Below are 15,079 nucleotides of genomic sequence, written 5' to 3'. Positions count from 1 at the left end.
CGAGGTGATGTCATCATGGGTGAACGTTCCGAGTTTACACCTGGATATGAAGCGCCGAACACCGGCGTGTATATCGAGGTAGGCGCACATCCTGACAGCGGCGACTTGCACAACCCGAAACGAATCCATTTGCACAAGGGAGAGAAGTTTCCCGAAACGACGAACTCCGATCGAAAATGGAGACGGATTAAGACGAACAAGCGCCATTGACACACCGAATCTGGCTCAACGCCGGATGCGTGACAGGGTCGCAATGCGACCCTGTTCTCGTCTTGCCTCCTCTATCGACGTATCGGTATTTACACCTTGGTTCGCGAGTTCCTTACATATCTCATCGTATATCGAAAGAAAAGAAGCTGGAGGGGCGTCGCGATCAGGTAAACGGAAAATGAGTACAAGAGACGCCATCCTGTGTAGGTGAATACATGGAAGATGACGGCCAGCCATTCAAAACATACGGCAAAGGCAGACCAGCCAACGATATATGCGACAAAAAAGATTCCTCTTGGGTTGAGACGGTCGTACAGGTAGACGGAGATTAACGCGTACGGACTGTACATGAAATACGTAACCACATCCATCAACTCGTACTTCTGCTGATCGTTCAGGTTATACATGTTGAGCGGCGGTGTCGCGATGGTGTGATCCAATATGACCGCAATGGACACACAGAACAAAACCACCAACGTCGCCACAGCGTTGGGATACCGCTTTGGCAAAAGGACGACGCAGACAAATCCTAGCGCAATGGTTCCAAGAATGAACCACTCGTTTCCATCGAACCTTCGAGGCAGTGGAAGCAATCACTGCAACTCCCTTCTGAGCACGTTGCGATACCAAAGCCGAGAATAGTGGAGCACCACGAATAGGCCAAACCACTCAATCACCGACCACCACAGCTTCCAGTGGGTATGGTGAAAGACGTTCAGCACATCGCACAGATACTCAATCCCAATCAGAACCCCGATGCCAAGCGGCAGCAACGCCCACTGAAGAATCGCCTTGGAAGCTGTCGCATCAAAATACCACACAATCAGGAGCGGGATGAGAACGATTCTCACAAGTGACAGCGACCAATAACGGGAAGGCTGGTCCGCAAAATCGTACATCCCCATGTTCACCGATACCACCGTCATCACGTTGTGATCGAGGATCATCGCAACCATCCATATAAACATGATTTCAAACAGATGAAGCCTTTTGTTCGTTACGGCGAATGCGGTAATAGAGATAATGGACAATGCGGAGAAAATTGAAAATGCCATACAATCCCCCAAATACCCGAAAGATTGTTTATAGCTTGCCTACATTTTCATGGGTTATTCACTTCTATGCGCATCCTTCGACAGGCCTACATAATGGTTTCTTGATTTACACAAACTGTGTACGTGGAGGAATCGGTTTGAACGACGTCAAGGTAAGACGCTTACGCGTCAGCATATCTGCAATGGGTTCAAACGAGATGCATTGGAGAAATCCCTGGATTTCCGCGTTTTGGTCGTTTGCGTATCCGGGATGCGGACACCTTCTGCAGGGCAGAATTTTGCGAGGGCTCATTTTGATCGTTTGGGAACTCGTCGTCAATGGATTTGCAAAGGTCAATCTCTCCATCATGTATTCCCTGCAGGGAAACTTCGAACTGGCAAAGCAAGTGGTGAATCTGAGATGGTTGCTCCTCTACGTCTCGCTTTATGTCTACGCGATTTGGGACAGTTATCGTGGAACCGTCGATATCAATAAACAGTACGTTCTGGCGGATCGAGAGGATGCCCCCCTCCGATCTTTGCGGATCAAAACGCTTGACATGAACTTTCTGGACAGACGAAATCCTTGGTATGCAGCCACGCTCTCACTTCTCGCCCCAGGACTGGGTCACCTCTATGTACGCAAAGTCGTTGTCGGTGTGTTCTTTCTCGCATGGACGATCGTGGTCATGCTCTATTCACACGCGCTGCCAGCCGTTCATGAAACGATGATCGGTCATTTTGACAACGCGAAATCCATGGTGGATATGCAATGGCTGATGTACCTGCCCTCCATATACGGTTTCGTCATTCACAATACGTTTGTTACGGCCGTAGAACACAACAAGCTGTTCGAAAAAGAACAATCCAAGTTCTTACGAGAACATTATCAGCGTCCCGACTTCAAAATGCCTTTGTAGAGGAGCGTATTTCGTTGGAACAAAACGCTTACGCACGACGAAGCAGGGCGTACCTATCCGAACTCTCAACCAACATGATCCATTTGCGGAATCCCTGGGTAACCGCGTTTTGGTCGGTTGTGGAGCCTGGCCTTGGAAGCTTGCGACAGGATCGCAAGATCATCGGGCTGATCCTGATCCTTTGGGCGGTGGTCGTCAATAATGAGGCCCACATCAATCTCGCCCTCTCCTATTCGCTCACAGGGCATTTCGATCTCGCCCGCCACGTGATCGACAAACGCTGGTTCTTGCTCTACGTAGCCGTGTATGTGTTCAGCATATGGGATGGTTATCGCGGCACGATAGACGTAAACAAACTCTATGTACTAGCGGATCGCGAAGACGCCCCCATCCAACCATTCGTCATCAAAACGCTCGATTTAAATTTTCTGGACAGGCGAAGTCCCTGGCTCGCTGCAGCTTGGTCCGCCTTAACACCTGGACTGGGTTCCCTGTATGTGCACAAAACGATTCAGGGATTGTTCTTTATCGCTTGGACCATTCTAGTCATGTACATGTCCCACTGTTTGCAGGCGGTACACGATACGACGATTGGTTTGTTTGAACAGGCAAAAGCTGTTTTAAATGTGCAGTGGTTTATGTTTCTCCCTGGCATTTACGTGTTCAACATTTACGATTCCTACGTTGCGGCCGTCGAGTACAACAAGTTATTTGAAAAAGAACAGTCCAAGTGGCTGCGGGACCATTATCAGCGCCCGGATTTTAAAATGCCAATTCACAAATAAGGTGAAACCATGTACATCATCGCATCGTTCGAACAATCCATTTTCTTAGAGTTGGCGATCACAGCTCTGGAACAAATCGGCATTGACAAGAGACAAATTCTCGCCGTTCCACTCGATAAACGAACGGAGGAGCGGAAGCTATTCGACTCCATGCACCGCGCCGATGGCGTGAGCTTGTTTGACGGAGCCGCCGTCCTGGGTACCTGCGGTATGCTGCTAGGAGCCATTTACGGTATGGTCCTCGCGTGGGGACCCATTTTATGGGGTTTGATTGGCCTATGCCTAGGAATGGTCGTCGGCTTCTTGTTGAAACTCCTGTTCGTGAAAAGGCGAAACCGAAAAGTGACCAAGGAACAGATTTCAACAGAAGTGTTTCTTCTCATCGACTGCGACGCAGAAGAAAAAAAGCTCGTAGAAAGGATTCTCTGGGAAAATGACGCCTTGGGCATCGCGAAGCTCGACGGCTTTGTCGACCAGTGAACGCACAGCCTGAGGAATGGCCCAGCCATACATTGGCAACACTGTTTTCAGTGTCCCGACTTTTGCGAAGGAGTCTGCCAGTGTCCCCTTATTTGTTCGCCCTCATATCATCCATTGTTTTTTATTCCGTTGCCATTCAAATGCCAAAGCGCATGACCCGATTGGAGATCTACTGCACGTCACTCTCCAGTGTTCTGATCAACGTGCTGATAGACGTGTATTTGGATATGCACATGCATTTGTACAACTATTTCGACCCAGGCATCGACTATGTCGCGCTCATTTACAATTTCGCCATATTTCCTCCAATTAGCACGATATTCCTCAATTACTTTCCTTTCTCGCGCCACGTGTGGTCGAAGGTCAAGTATCTCGCAGGCTGGACCTGTTTTGCGCTGGGATATGAATTCCTGTCGACCAGAACGGGCGTGCTGACTTATTCCGGATGGCACCTCTGGTACTCCGCATTCGTGTATCCAGCGGCGCAAATACTGCAGGCTCTGAATCTGGCCGTGATCCGAAAATGGTGCGAAAAAATCCCTATCCATTGAGTCACGAGGTGATGGCGGGGGCCGTGCGCGGCCCCCGCCATGTTGGCTTATCGACGCTCTTTGCCGTTGTCATGTCGAGGATGCCGCATCGGACCATGATTCGCCCCCGCGGGATGATCAATCGACAATCCTTCCACGTGGCCTTTCTCCATCATCTTCCGTTTGCTCCGAACATCCTTCGGCTCAAGCACGATGTCGAGATCATACTGTTCAATGTTTGGGTAGAGTTCTTCCCGCGGCGCTGGTTCCGCCGTCTGCACATGATCATCCGTCGCGTCGATCCGGCCGCTAACACCTTCATCCTGCACCACTGTGTGAACTTTCACTAACTGCTCCAGTCCTTGTGGCGCCAATCCTGTACCTTGCGCGATTTCGCGCGCGCGATGAACAATCTCCTTCGGGACACCGAGGCGTTCCGCGATGACAAGCGCATAACTCTCCCCAGCTTCCCCAATACGCAAGCGATACAGGGGCTGCAGCGTTTCCGTGTCAAACTCCATTCGAGCGTTTTCGAAACCAGGCGCCGCAGCCGCGAATCGCTTGATCTCGTTGAAGTGGGTCGTCGCGACGATGGTCGAACCGGACGCGTAGAGCCGCTCGAGCAGCGCGATGGACAAACCGATGCCTTCGCCGGGATCGGTCCCGGACGCGAGTTCATCCAGCAACAGCAACGATTTCGGCCCGGCCCCCCGCAAAATGTCGTTCACATTGGCCACATGAGCCGAAAAAGTGCTGAGTGCGCCCTCAATGCTCTGTCCGTCGCCAATATCGACGAATATGTCTTTGAACACGCTCAATTCGCTGCCCGAGCGACTTCGCGCGCCTCCGCGAACCGTACCTCGACCAATTCATCCTGCTGCGACGCGACTTCTTCAGGTTCGATGTACACGGTCTGGCCGCTCGCCGACTCATCGAGCATCGCGCCCTTGACGATCCGTTTGCTCTCGCGCTTGATGGGCAAGACCGGACGCCCATTTCGGATACTGTGAAACGGTTCCTGCAGATGCGCCTTGTATTTGGTCAACGACGCTTCGATTTTGCGGCGAACGCGCTCCTCCAAAATGCCAATTTGCTTACGAATGCGGGCCAACTCGTCACTTGCGCTGTCCAATACTGCGCCGTGATCGACACTCTTGCGGATCTCCAACCGCAAGTCTTCCAACGTCACAATCGACTGCGCGTATCCGCTCACAAGCGGTGCCACATCGGCCTTGCGCGACATGTACTGGCGAAGCTGCTCCGTACTTGTCAGAAATCGCTCAATATGTTCCAGTTGCTCCACGTGCAGAGACTGTCCTTTGTTCAAAGCGGACGTCACGTACTCCATACCGTCAAGCGACGGAATCGGCACACTTGACGATCCCGCCACAATCCGCAGCGCGTCCTCAGTCTCCGCGAGCCATCCGTCAATTTGGCTCAGGTGGATGGATGGCTCCATTGCTTCAATCCGCTGTCGCCCCAAATAGGACATTGCGTATCCTGACAATTCTTCCTTCATCTTGTGGTATTCCAGTGTCCTTTGTACATCCTGATTCACTTGATCCACGCTCCGTTTCATCGCGCCGCTCGATTGGCCGCCAACAACCGTTCGTCGACCGACGGCACGTCTGAGACAGAACAAAGCCAAGCGCAGTGCCGTACACCAAACACCGCCACGCCGAAACCATGTCGACAAACAACGTCGACAAACAACAAAAAAGACCGTGCAACGCACGATCTCGCTCTGACATCCTTAGATATCCCTATATGACGGATATGGACGGAGCGATTTCCGTTGTTCTTCTCCCCAACGTGCAGACGAATCGAACAAACCTGTCAACATCCTTGCCGTTGCACGGCCAACGATGGCAAACAAGTTCAGTCAAACCGAAAGCACCTATGAAATTGGGTTAGAAAAGAACAACGCTCTCCGACATCCAAACAGCCCCTTGCAAGAAATTACCGTGATCGTATCCGCTGAGTGAGGCGTTGTCAACAGCAAGGTTGCCTACTTCTTTGGCGCGTTTAAAAGTTTAGGTACGCACGTTGCCGTTGCTGACAAGCAGTGGAGAACAATCGGATCTTTCGCTAGACTGAATCATATCCGCTCCATGAAACGGAGGTTTCCTTTTGGACTTCGACTTTACCCGGGCTGACCAATTCCTGCCTGGAGAAACGCCCAAATTCCCGCTGAATCTGTCACTGGCTCCTCATTGGATGAACGCCCCAGCACACGCTGAACGCGCGTCTTCGTCGCCAACCGGAGCGCGCTTCCACACAAAGCTCGACGTCCGCCGCAAGTCTGGCGAAAAAGGGAAACAGTTCGTCGTCGTCGATGCGGTGACTGGCGATATGACACCCGCGTTCGATCACGAACGTTTGGCCGCGTCCTTGTCGAAACGTGCACCTGCCCTCGCGCCTATCGAGGCGGACGCGCTGCCATTTGATCACTTTGAATGGGACCGGGACGAACAGGGGATCTCGTTCAGCACAGGCGGCACACGGTATCACTGTAGATTCGATACCTACGCTTGCCGCCCTGTGCACTCGGGACGGTTCGCGCAAGAGCATGAGGTTGCGTCACCCGACGGAATGTGGGCCGCATTCTTGCGGGGCCATAACCTGTGGGTGAGATCGCTGGAAACTGGCAAGTCCCACCCACTGACGACGGACGGCATCAAAGATTACAACTATGCCTCCCGTCCCGATTTTTACGGCGCCAAAACAGCAGATTTGATTCATGGCCGGAAAAACAAGCCGCTCGTGCAATGGTCGCCAGATTCCACGCGGTTGCTGACACATCGATTGGATCAGCGCCACGTTCGCAAATTGCCAGTCATGCAATATGTCACGGATGGTGAGCACAGCCCCGCGATGATGCATCAGGTCCGCTATCCACTGGCTGGCGACAAGGCCCTGCCCACGGCGGAGTATTTCGTGATAGGCGTGGACGGATCGCGCGTCGATTTTTGCATGCCTGCGCTTGAATTGCGAAACACCGATCCCCTCTACAGTCCCCACTGGCACAACATTTGGTGGCATGCAGACGGCAGCCGCATCTATTTCATCCATCCAACGAGAGGCTATAGATCGACCCAGTTCTTCGAAGTGGACGCTGCAGACGGCGGCGCTCGCCTCGTGTTCGAAGAAGTCTGCGATTCTTTTGTCGATCACGATATGCGCCACAAGGACAACCCACTGCCTGATGTCCGCGTGCTCTCGTCGCGTGGACAATTTGTCTGGCCATCGCAACAATCCGGCTGGGAACACCTCTATCTGCACGATCTCGCCACAGGCCAGCAACTTCATGCCATCACAGAAGGCGATTGGGTCGTGCGTGAACTGATCGGTGTCGATGAAGCGGCCGGTTGGGTCTACTTTCTGGGCAGCGGCCGCGAAGCCGATGAGGACGTATACCTTCAACACCTGTACCGAGTTCGCCTGGACGGAACCGAACTGACAATGTTGACGCCGGAAATCGCGGATCACCGTGTTCACGCGGCCCCGGATTGGTCGGTATTCGTCGACACGTATTCCCTCGTCAACGCCGCTCCCAAAACCGTGCTGCGAAAGACCGATGGTACGATGGTGAAGACATTGGTCGAAGCCGACATTCAGCCCCTGCTCGATGCAGGGTTTCAAATGCCCGAACCATTTGTCGTGAAAGCCGACGATGGCGTCACGGACATTTACGGCATTGTGATTCCGCCCGCCAACTTTGACCCAACCCGAAAGTACCCTGTGGTCGAGTACGAATACGGCGGACCCCAAACCACGGTGGTGCCGCATCGCTTCCCGGTCACGCCGTCCACGGACACGACCGTGTACAGTCAGTCGCTCGCGCAACTCGGATTCGCCATCGTCCTGTTGGATGGCCGCGGGACACCGCTGAGATCGAAGGCTTTCCACGACGCCAAGCACCATCTGGGCGACGCTGCGGGCCTCGTCGATCACGTCGCAGGGCTCCGCCAACTAGGAGAACGATACCCTTGGCTCGATCTCAGCCGCGTCGGCATGTACGGATTTTCCGGCGGCGGCTATGGCTCGGCCCGTGCCGTGCTCAGCTATCCAGACGTGTACAAAGCTGCCGTAGCCTGTTGCGGCGATCACGACAACCGCCTGTACGACTCGACGTGGTGGGAACGCTACATGGGTCTTGGCGACTTTGCGGACTATCCGCCGCAGGACAATCAGTCGTTGGCCGCCAATCTGCGCGGTCGGCTCCTACTGATGCATGGCGACGTGGACGATAACGTACACCCCAATCTCACCATGCGATTGGTCGATGCGCTGATCAAGGCGGACAAAGAGTTCGACATGCTGCTTTTGCCGAATCGCGGCCACGCGCTGTCTCGAGATCCATACGTCGCCCACCGTACGTTTGCGCATTTCTTGCGAAATTTGTAAGCAAACATAGTCATTCGCCGTGCATCGACAATCGCTTCGCTCGTACTGTGCAGTATCTCGATACCTTTGAGCTGCTATGCGAGCGAAGGAGGAATTGCGATGTTGGCCATCATTCATTCTCATGTAGGGCTGTTGTACTCGATGCGGATCGTCCTGATTGCCGTCGCGCTCACGGTGATTGCGAACCTGATCACTCAACTGCGCGGCAGCATCAACTGGACTGCAGTCGCCGAAAGCGTGACGCGGCCTATTCTCGTGGACATTCTTCCGCTGATTCTCCTGTCCTGGCTGACGGCGCTTGACCCGACCGGAGTCCTCATTCGAATCTGGTACTACGTCGCCGCCGCAGTCATCTTGATCCGGTCGATTGTCACGCTGGTAAACTACCTCCGGAAATAAGGGACACGTGTTGTTCGGGCGCCTCTGGATCGGCAGGACATACTGCCGATCCAGAGCACTGAACGACCGTAAACAACCTATCAGGTTGCAACGAGACGCCCATGCAGGCGCGCTTCTTGTTTGGGCTCGAAACCCACATTCGGCTGTATCGACAATGATATACCGCCGTCTGCGGAGGATACCTCAAAGGTGTACGTGAATGGCGATTCCGAGAAGCAAATCGCACAGACAAAGGTCGAAGAATCTCGCCATCCCCCCTGTACCGCCACCTCCTGCACGAGCTCTTGGGGAGTGCGCTGGCCGCGCTGACCCCCCAACCATTCCAAATAAGCTCCGCGAAATGTCCACTCCATCTGGTCAAACACCAAAGAAAAATGAAATCCATCTTCGGCAAAATCCAATTTGGCACGTGTCAGCGAGAACGGATTTTCGTCGAAGCGGTACCATTGTCCCGCCCAGTCTGGCACTGTTCGCACGCCCGTCTCGATCCCCTCCGGACCCCGAATCGCATCGGAAACCCGATACAACATGGATGCGCCGCCAGATGACCCACGGTCTTCAACTTCCGCTGACTCACCGCGCCCCGAGCCCGACATCGCGGGCAACAACGTGTCCCAGACGATGTTCAGGACTCCCTGCATATTCTGAAGGCCGGACGTGATGGCAAGCACCGCGTCCTGCTCAGGCATCACGACACAAAATTGGCCAAAGGCCCCATCACCGCGATAGGCATTGTGTCGACAGCGCCAGAACTGGTACCCATAGCCTTGAGCCCAGTCACTCGCCCCACCGTCGCCATTCGAGATATGCGATCTCGTCGCAGTATCGATCCAATCAGACGGAACCAACTGAAGGTCCCCCCACACGCCCTTGCGCAGATACAACTCGCCGAACTTCGCGATATCCTCCGTTCGAATGGAGAGGCCGAAACCGCCCGTATTGACGCCTCGCGGGCAAACCTGCCATGTGGGGTTGGAAATGCCCAGCGGATCGAAAAGACGCGGCTTGAGGTAGTCGAGCAACGTTTCCCCGCTGACGCGCTGCAGGATCGCGGAAAGCATGTACGTCGCACCAGTATTGTACAGAAAATGAGTTCCAGGCTCTCGTTCGATGGGAACGGACAGGAACGCCCGCACCCAATCCCCGTCCTCCGCGCGATGCAGATAGGGCATGGTATCCTCCACATGGCCAGTGCTCATCGACAGCAGGTGGCGAATGCGCACATCACGCAGATTGTCTTCGATAGCAGGCGTGATATATTCCGGAAAAAACGAGATCACCGTATCGTCTTCCGACAACAGTCCTTCGTCCACCGCGAGGCCTATCGCAGTCGAAGTATAACTTTTGCTGAGCGAAAACAGCATGTGCGGCTTGTCCGGAGCAAACGGCTTCCACCAATGTTCCGCAATCACGCTGCCATGCCGCATCAACATGACACTGTGCAGTTCCAGACGTCGACTTTCCACTTCCTCGAAAAACTTTGCGATTCCCTGTTCCGATACACCTTGCTCACCTGGCGTACTGCGCGGCAACTTCACCAATGTGGCCATGTTGGGTTCCTCCTATCAAGCCTATTACAGCGCTTTCATATGTTGCAGACCAAGCAAATATTCCGCAAGGTGTGGGAATATGCCTGCAAGATGCAAGTTCCTGCTATCAGTCGGTGCTCCCCGACATCGCCGAAATTTCTCGATACCTCTGGACGATGTTTGTCGTCGGACACGAAGTGAGATCCTTGAACGAGGCCCCTGCTTCAAGCAGAGACGAAATCCACCGAGCTCCGATGAAATATCCAGCTATCGGTGTTCCATATGGATTCACAACGGAGAAATACTTCTGCATCATTGATTTGTCCAATTGTTTATCAGCATCGGCAACGATCTTCCGTTCCAATTCGTTGGCCTGCTGCACAAGCCTCTCATAATGATCCGGTGAAATCATCAACGCTTGGCGAAGCGTCTCATCGTGAATAGGCGTCTCTGAAATCACCAGTGGAGCCAACGTCGCGAGTCCCTCAGCGATGACGAGATCTTGGACCGTGAAGTTAGGCAAGTCAGACAATCGGTTCACGCCCAAACGGACAAACCGAACCAAGTGATTCAACTCGTGCGAAATGAGGAAACGGAAGGATTCGGAGACCACGAACTCCAATCCGATATACAAAAAACGCGGATCCGGCGAACACGTACCACCAATATTGCCTAGGCCGACCAAGAAGTAGACGTCAAAATCTTCGTCGAAGCCGTAATACGCGGCAGAAGTTCGACAAAGATGTTCGACGTCGCTCTGCGACAGCATCTCCACGGATTGCTTCGCTTTGTCCGCAAACGCATCAAGGGAGCAGTGATTCACGTAATTGACCAATTCAGCATCCTTCGGAATCGAGAATTGCTTGAAAATCGTGTCAAACACGACTCGGTATCGATCACAATAGCTTGACCAGACGGTCCAATTGTCCGAATCTGCCGACGTGTTCGCCAAGCAGGCCAAAAAGTCGTCAAGTCCCACTTCGATCCTCATGTCCCCACCTCGTCGCGATGATCAAACCGGTAGACATGCCTTCGGGATTACGTCTCATTCTATGTTTCTCTTGATACTCGAATGGGCTCTCATGCTGTCTCAGGAACCGTACATGTTGAACTGGTGAACAGGCAAAGAAACAGTGGGGTGAGCTGAAACCAGCGAATTTACTAACGTTGTTGCAACTGTCGGATCTCAAACTCGTGGCGGCCGTACATACAAGCAAGCGTGAGATTGTCGTTGTGCAATGCGGAATTTTCCCTCCGCAAGTCATCAACTTGATTGCCAATCTCCTTCGCGAAATTCACGAGCATCCTCTCAAACCGATGCTCCTGTTGAACAAATCGGTCTTCCATCTGCTCGAACCGTTCGTCCATCTCGGCGAACCGTTTGTCGATCTGCTCGAACCGCTTGTCGATCAACGCGAACCGTTTGTCAATCTGCTCAAACCGCTGGTCAATCAACGCGAACCGTTTGTCAATCTGCTCAAACCGCTTATCGATCTGCTCAAATCGTTCGTCCATCTCGGCGAATCGCTTATCGATCTGCTCAAACCGCTCGTCTATCTCGGCGAATCGCTTGTCGAAGAAGAGAATCTGTTGATTGAACATCGATTCCAAAAACGACTGTAACTCGTGGTCCAACGAAATCCCCCCTCTGCTAGATTGAGTGTATCATGAGTGTACTATGAACCGAGCGTCATTTGAACCGACCAGCAGAACGACTTCAATATCATTTTGTGAACTGCCCCTCTTGCGTGAAGTTCCATCGGATTTATAATGAAATTACAATCAAACGTCAACAGCGACTGGCGAACATGGTGAACCATGGGGGAACTGTTGATGTAAACAGCCGAACGCCTGGGCGAAGAGAGTGTCTACATCTCTTCGCCCTTTTTGCGTTCTCACGACAGAAGGGAGCGTCATCACATGCCGAATCAGTTTCCGCTCATTGCAGACACAGGACTGTCTGAGAAGGATCCATCGTTGTATGCACTGCTGCAGGAAGAGGAACAGCGCCAACGGGCAAAATTACCCCTGATTCCCTCAGAGAATTACGTCTCGCGGGCGGTGCGGGAGGCGACAGGATCAGTCCTTACCAACAAATACTCCGAGGGGTACGTAAACAGAAGATATTATGAAGGCCAGCAAGTGATCGACAAGGTCGAGCAATTGGCGGTGGATCGGGCCAAGGCGGTCTTTGGCGTCGATCACGCCAACGTTCAGCCCTACTCCGGTTCACCGGCCAATTTGGCCATTTACGCAGCTTTCCTGAAGCCAGGCGATACGGTGATGGGCATGGCCTTGCCGATGGGCGGCCATTTGACACATGGGTGGAACGTGTCGGTCACGGGAAGTTGGTTCAAAAGCGTCCAGTATTCCGTGAGCCGACAACACGGACGCATCGACTATGACGAGGTTCGAGGGCTTGCGAAACAGACGCGGCCAAAGCTCCTGTTCTGTGGTGGAACCGCCATTCCGCGACAAATCGATTTTGCTGCCTTTGCGGATATCGCGAACGAGATCGACGCGATTTTGGTTGCAGATATCGCGCACATTGCCGGCCTCATCGCAGGTGGCGCACATCCGAGCCCCGTCGGTCACGCGCCTGTTATTTCCACGACGACACACAAGACCCTGCGCGGTCCGCGCGGCGCCATGTTGATGAGTACTGGGGAATATGCCGGAGCGCTCGACAAAGCCGTGTTCCCAGGGTTGCAGGGAGGGCCGCACAACCATACGACTGCTGCGATCGCGGTGTGCCTCCACGAAGCGAGCCAGCCCGAATTCAAGGTCTACGCACAACAGGTTGTCCGGAACGCCAGAGTGCTCGCCGAGGAATTGATGGATCGCGGCTTTGACCTCGTCAGCGGCGGCACCGACAATCACTTGATCCTCATCAATCTCACTTCCAAAGACATTCTCGGCAAACCGGCGGCGAAGGCGTTGGATAAGGCCGGGATCGTCAGCAACTACAACACCATTCCATACGATACTCGAAAGCCTTTCAACCCGTCGGGTCTTCGCATTGGTACCCCGGCCGTGACGAGCCGCGGCATGGGCGAAGCCGAGATGCGGTTGTTGGCCCGCTACATCGATGAGGCGATCGAAGCAGCGAAGCGAAACAGCGAAATTGAGCTCGCTCGCATTGCGGAACAAGTCGCCGACCTAGCCGAGCAGTTTCCAGCGCCGGGCCTATGAGATGAAGCGAAGCGGCGGGCAAGAATGGCGGAAGCCCTGGCCGATATTCTGATTTCGACGCTATCCAGGCGAGCGTGGCGCAGCCACTGCTCGCGGACCGGATTGGGCTTGCCGCGCCATTCGGCAGGCCGATACTCTTCCGGCGCGCGGTCGACGAGCTTTCGGCCTGTTCATACGACACCATCCGTCAATTCGAGAATTTCGTCCGCCTCAAGCGAAGGCACCGCTTCGACCTGTTTCAGCTTGCGTTCGATGGAGCGCGATTTGCTCGCGGCCGTGTCGATGGTGTTGCTCGCTTCCTTCAACTTTTTCTGTGTCTTTTCAAGGATGTCGCCAAATTTGCCGAACTCGGTTTTCACAGCGCCGAGGAGCTTCCACACTTCGCTCGATCTCTGCTGAATCGCGAGGGTGCGGAAGCCGAGCTGGAGGCTGTTCAACAGTGCCGTGATGGTCGTCGGTCCGGTCACGACCACGCGATAGTCCCGCTGAAGCGAGTCCCAAAGACCCGACTTGCGCAGCACTTCGGCGAACAGGCCCTCAATTGGCAAGAACATGATGGCGAAGTCCGTCGTATCAGGCGGCGACAAGTATTTTTCCTGAATCGCCTTGGCTTCCTGCTTGATGCGGCTTTCGAGCAACTTTGCCGCTTCCGTCGCGGCGGCCAAATCTCCCGCTTCCTGCGCGTCCATCAGCCGCTGGTAGTCCTCCAACGGAAACTTGGCGTCGATGGGGAGCAAGACCGGTTGATCGCGCTTGTCCTTGCCCGGCAGCCGAACCACAAAGTCGACCCGTTCCTGGCTCCCCTTTTTGATGGCGACATTTCGCTGGTATTGCTCCGGACTCATGACCTGCTCCAAGATGTTCTCCAACTGAATTTCACCGAGCGTGCCGCGCGTCTTGACGTTCGTCAGCACGCGTTTCAGATCACCAACGCCGGAAGCCAACGATTGCATCTCTCCGAGCCCTTTGTGAACGAGTTCCAGTCGTTCACTCACCAACTGAAACGATTCTCCAAGCCGCTTCTCCAACGTCTGATGCAGCTTTTCGTCCACCGTCATCCGCATCTGCTCGAGTTGCTTGCTGTTGTCCTCCTGCAACACGGTGAGTTTGCGTTCCACCGTGTCGCGAACGTGTTCGAGCTTGCGTTCGTTCATCGCCGTCAATTCCGCCAGTTGCTTTTGGAAGGTGTCCAGCAACGCTTTGTGCTGACGGGACATCTCGCCAATCGCGTCCAGCGTCGCCCGATGTTGGTTCGCGAAGGCCTGCTGCATTTGCGCATGCGCGTCAGCCAATCCTCGCTGCATCATCTCGCTGAACGACTGGAACGCTCGAGCTTGTTCCTCTCGCGCCAGTCGATCCCCGTGGCTCGTTGCTTCGCGGAATTCGGCCATCTGCTCGCGCATCGTCCGTTCGATCCGCTCGAAGTGCCCTTCCAGCCCTTTCAACTGCCCTTCCAAACGCCTGGTCGAGCCTTGGTTGTTGCCCTTCAGCCACACCACCAGCAGCACGATCACGTTGACGACCAGCGAGCCTATCGCGATGTAACGCTCCAATCCACACACCCCCACGCAACCTCAACGCCTGCGGACGATC

At 54.1% G+C, this 15,079-nt stretch carries 14 protein-coding genes, 1 pseudogene and 1 riboswitch; of the genes and pseudogenes, 9 read left to right on the top strand and 6 right to left on the bottom strand.

Annotated elements, in window-relative coordinates; genetic code table 11:
• Positions 1-15: 15 nt before the first annotated feature.
• Complete coding sequence (locus tag AAC01S_RS03890) at positions 16-210, top strand: YjzC family protein (RefSeq protein WP_067619069.1); 195 nt, start codon at positions 16-18, stop codon at positions 208-210.
• Between the two features lie 89 nt (positions 211-299).
• Here the strand turns inward: AAC01S_RS03890 and AAC01S_RS03885 are convergent, their stop codons facing one another.
• The gene (locus AAC01S_RS03885; protein ID WP_067619061.1) at positions 300-803 is read right to left on the bottom strand and encodes a hypothetical protein; all 504 of its coding nucleotides are present in this window, start codon (positions 801-803) and stop codon (positions 300-302) included.
• Positions 804-1,265 carry a hypothetical protein gene (locus AAC01S_RS03880; protein ID WP_067619058.1) on the bottom strand — a complete coding sequence of 154 codons (462 nt, stop codon included), beginning with the start codon at positions 1,263-1,265 and terminating at the stop codon, positions 804-806.
• 137 nt (positions 1,266-1,402) lie between these two features.
• Between AAC01S_RS03880 and AAC01S_RS03875 the strand changes: the two genes are divergently transcribed.
• The 4 genes from AAC01S_RS03875 to AAC01S_RS03860 all read left to right on the top strand — a co-directional run bounded on the left by AAC01S_RS03875 (position 1,403) and on the right by AAC01S_RS03860 (position 3,980).
• Positions 1,403-2,164, top strand: coding sequence for a hypothetical protein (locus tag AAC01S_RS03875; RefSeq protein ID WP_245630065.1), 762 nt, complete (start codon positions 1,403-1,405; stop codon positions 2,162-2,164).
• A 14-nt stretch (positions 2,165-2,178) separates the two neighbouring features.
• Positions 2,179-2,949, top strand: a complete 771-nt coding sequence (locus tag AAC01S_RS03870) for a hypothetical protein (protein WP_245630064.1) — start codon at positions 2,179-2,181, stop codon at positions 2,947-2,949.
• A 9-nt stretch (positions 2,950-2,958) separates the two neighbouring features.
• Positions 2,959-3,429 carry a hypothetical protein gene (locus tag AAC01S_RS03865; RefSeq protein ID WP_067619055.1) on the top strand — a complete coding sequence of 157 codons (471 nt, stop codon included), beginning with the start codon at positions 2,959-2,961 and terminating at the stop codon, positions 3,427-3,429.
• Between the two features lie 80 nt (positions 3,430-3,509).
• Positions 3,510-3,980, top strand: a complete 471-nt coding sequence (locus tag AAC01S_RS03860; protein WP_067619053.1) for a CBO0543 family protein — start codon at positions 3,510-3,512, stop codon at positions 3,978-3,980.
• Between the two features lie 359 nt (positions 3,981-4,339).
• On the opposite strand, the pseudogene AAC01S_RS20355 reads toward AAC01S_RS03860, so the two are convergent.
• A pseudogene (locus tag AAC01S_RS20355) lies at positions 4,340-5,001 on the bottom strand (MutS-related protein); the annotation flags it as partial.
• A 1,088-nt stretch (positions 5,002-6,089) separates the two neighbouring features.
• Between AAC01S_RS20355 and AAC01S_RS03845 the strand changes: the two are divergent.
• Positions 6,090-8,366: a S9 family peptidase gene (locus AAC01S_RS03845; protein WP_067619043.1), complete on the top strand. Its 2,277-nt coding sequence runs from the start codon at positions 6,090-6,092 to the stop codon at positions 8,364-8,366.
• A 99-nt stretch (positions 8,367-8,465) separates the two neighbouring features.
• Positions 8,466-8,765, top strand: a complete 300-nt coding sequence (locus AAC01S_RS03840; protein ID WP_067619040.1) for a hypothetical protein — start codon at positions 8,466-8,468, stop codon at positions 8,763-8,765.
• 80 nt (positions 8,766-8,845) lie between these two features.
• Here AAC01S_RS03840 and AAC01S_RS03835 read toward each other — a convergent pair whose 3' ends face one another.
• Both AAC01S_RS03835 and AAC01S_RS03830 read right to left on the bottom strand, forming a co-directional pair.
• A complete protein-coding gene (locus AAC01S_RS03835) occupies positions 8,846-10,315 on the bottom strand; it encodes a serine hydrolase domain-containing protein (protein ID WP_067619038.1) in 1,470 nt (489 codons plus the stop codon).
• Between the two features lie 106 nt (positions 10,316-10,421).
• Positions 10,422-11,285, bottom strand: a complete 864-nt coding sequence (locus tag AAC01S_RS03830; protein WP_067619036.1) for a DUF2268 domain-containing putative Zn-dependent protease — start codon at positions 11,283-11,285, stop codon at positions 10,422-10,424.
• A 176-nt stretch (positions 11,286-11,461) separates the two neighbouring features.
• Between AAC01S_RS03830 and AAC01S_RS03825 the strand changes: the two genes are divergently transcribed.
• Positions 11,462-11,917 carry a hypothetical protein gene (locus tag AAC01S_RS03825; protein ID WP_067619034.1) on the top strand — a complete coding sequence of 152 codons (456 nt, stop codon included), beginning with the start codon at positions 11,462-11,464 and terminating at the stop codon, positions 11,915-11,917.
• A gap of 162 nt (positions 11,918-12,079) precedes the next feature.
• Positions 12,080-12,158: riboswitch (ZMP/ZTP riboswitch) on the top strand.
• 56 nt (positions 12,159-12,214) lie between these two features.
• Positions 12,215-13,486: a serine hydroxymethyltransferase gene (gene glyA / locus AAC01S_RS03820; protein WP_067619031.1), complete on the top strand. Its 1,272-nt coding sequence runs from the start codon at positions 12,215-12,217 to the stop codon at positions 13,484-13,486.
• 170 nt (positions 13,487-13,656) lie between these two features.
• Here glyA and AAC01S_RS03815 read toward each other — a convergent pair whose 3' ends face one another.
• Positions 13,657-15,039, bottom strand: a complete 1,383-nt coding sequence (locus AAC01S_RS03815) for a DNA recombination protein RmuC (RefSeq protein WP_067619028.1) — start codon at positions 15,037-15,039, stop codon at positions 13,657-13,659.
• Positions 15,040-15,079: the final 40 nt, after the last annotated feature.

Source organism: Alicyclobacillus acidiphilus NBRC 100859, assembly GCF_001544355.1.
Lineage (GTDB): Bacteria > Bacillota > Bacilli > Alicyclobacillales > Alicyclobacillaceae > Alicyclobacillus > Alicyclobacillus acidiphilus.
This window is presented reverse-complemented; position numbering and strand designations above follow the sequence as displayed.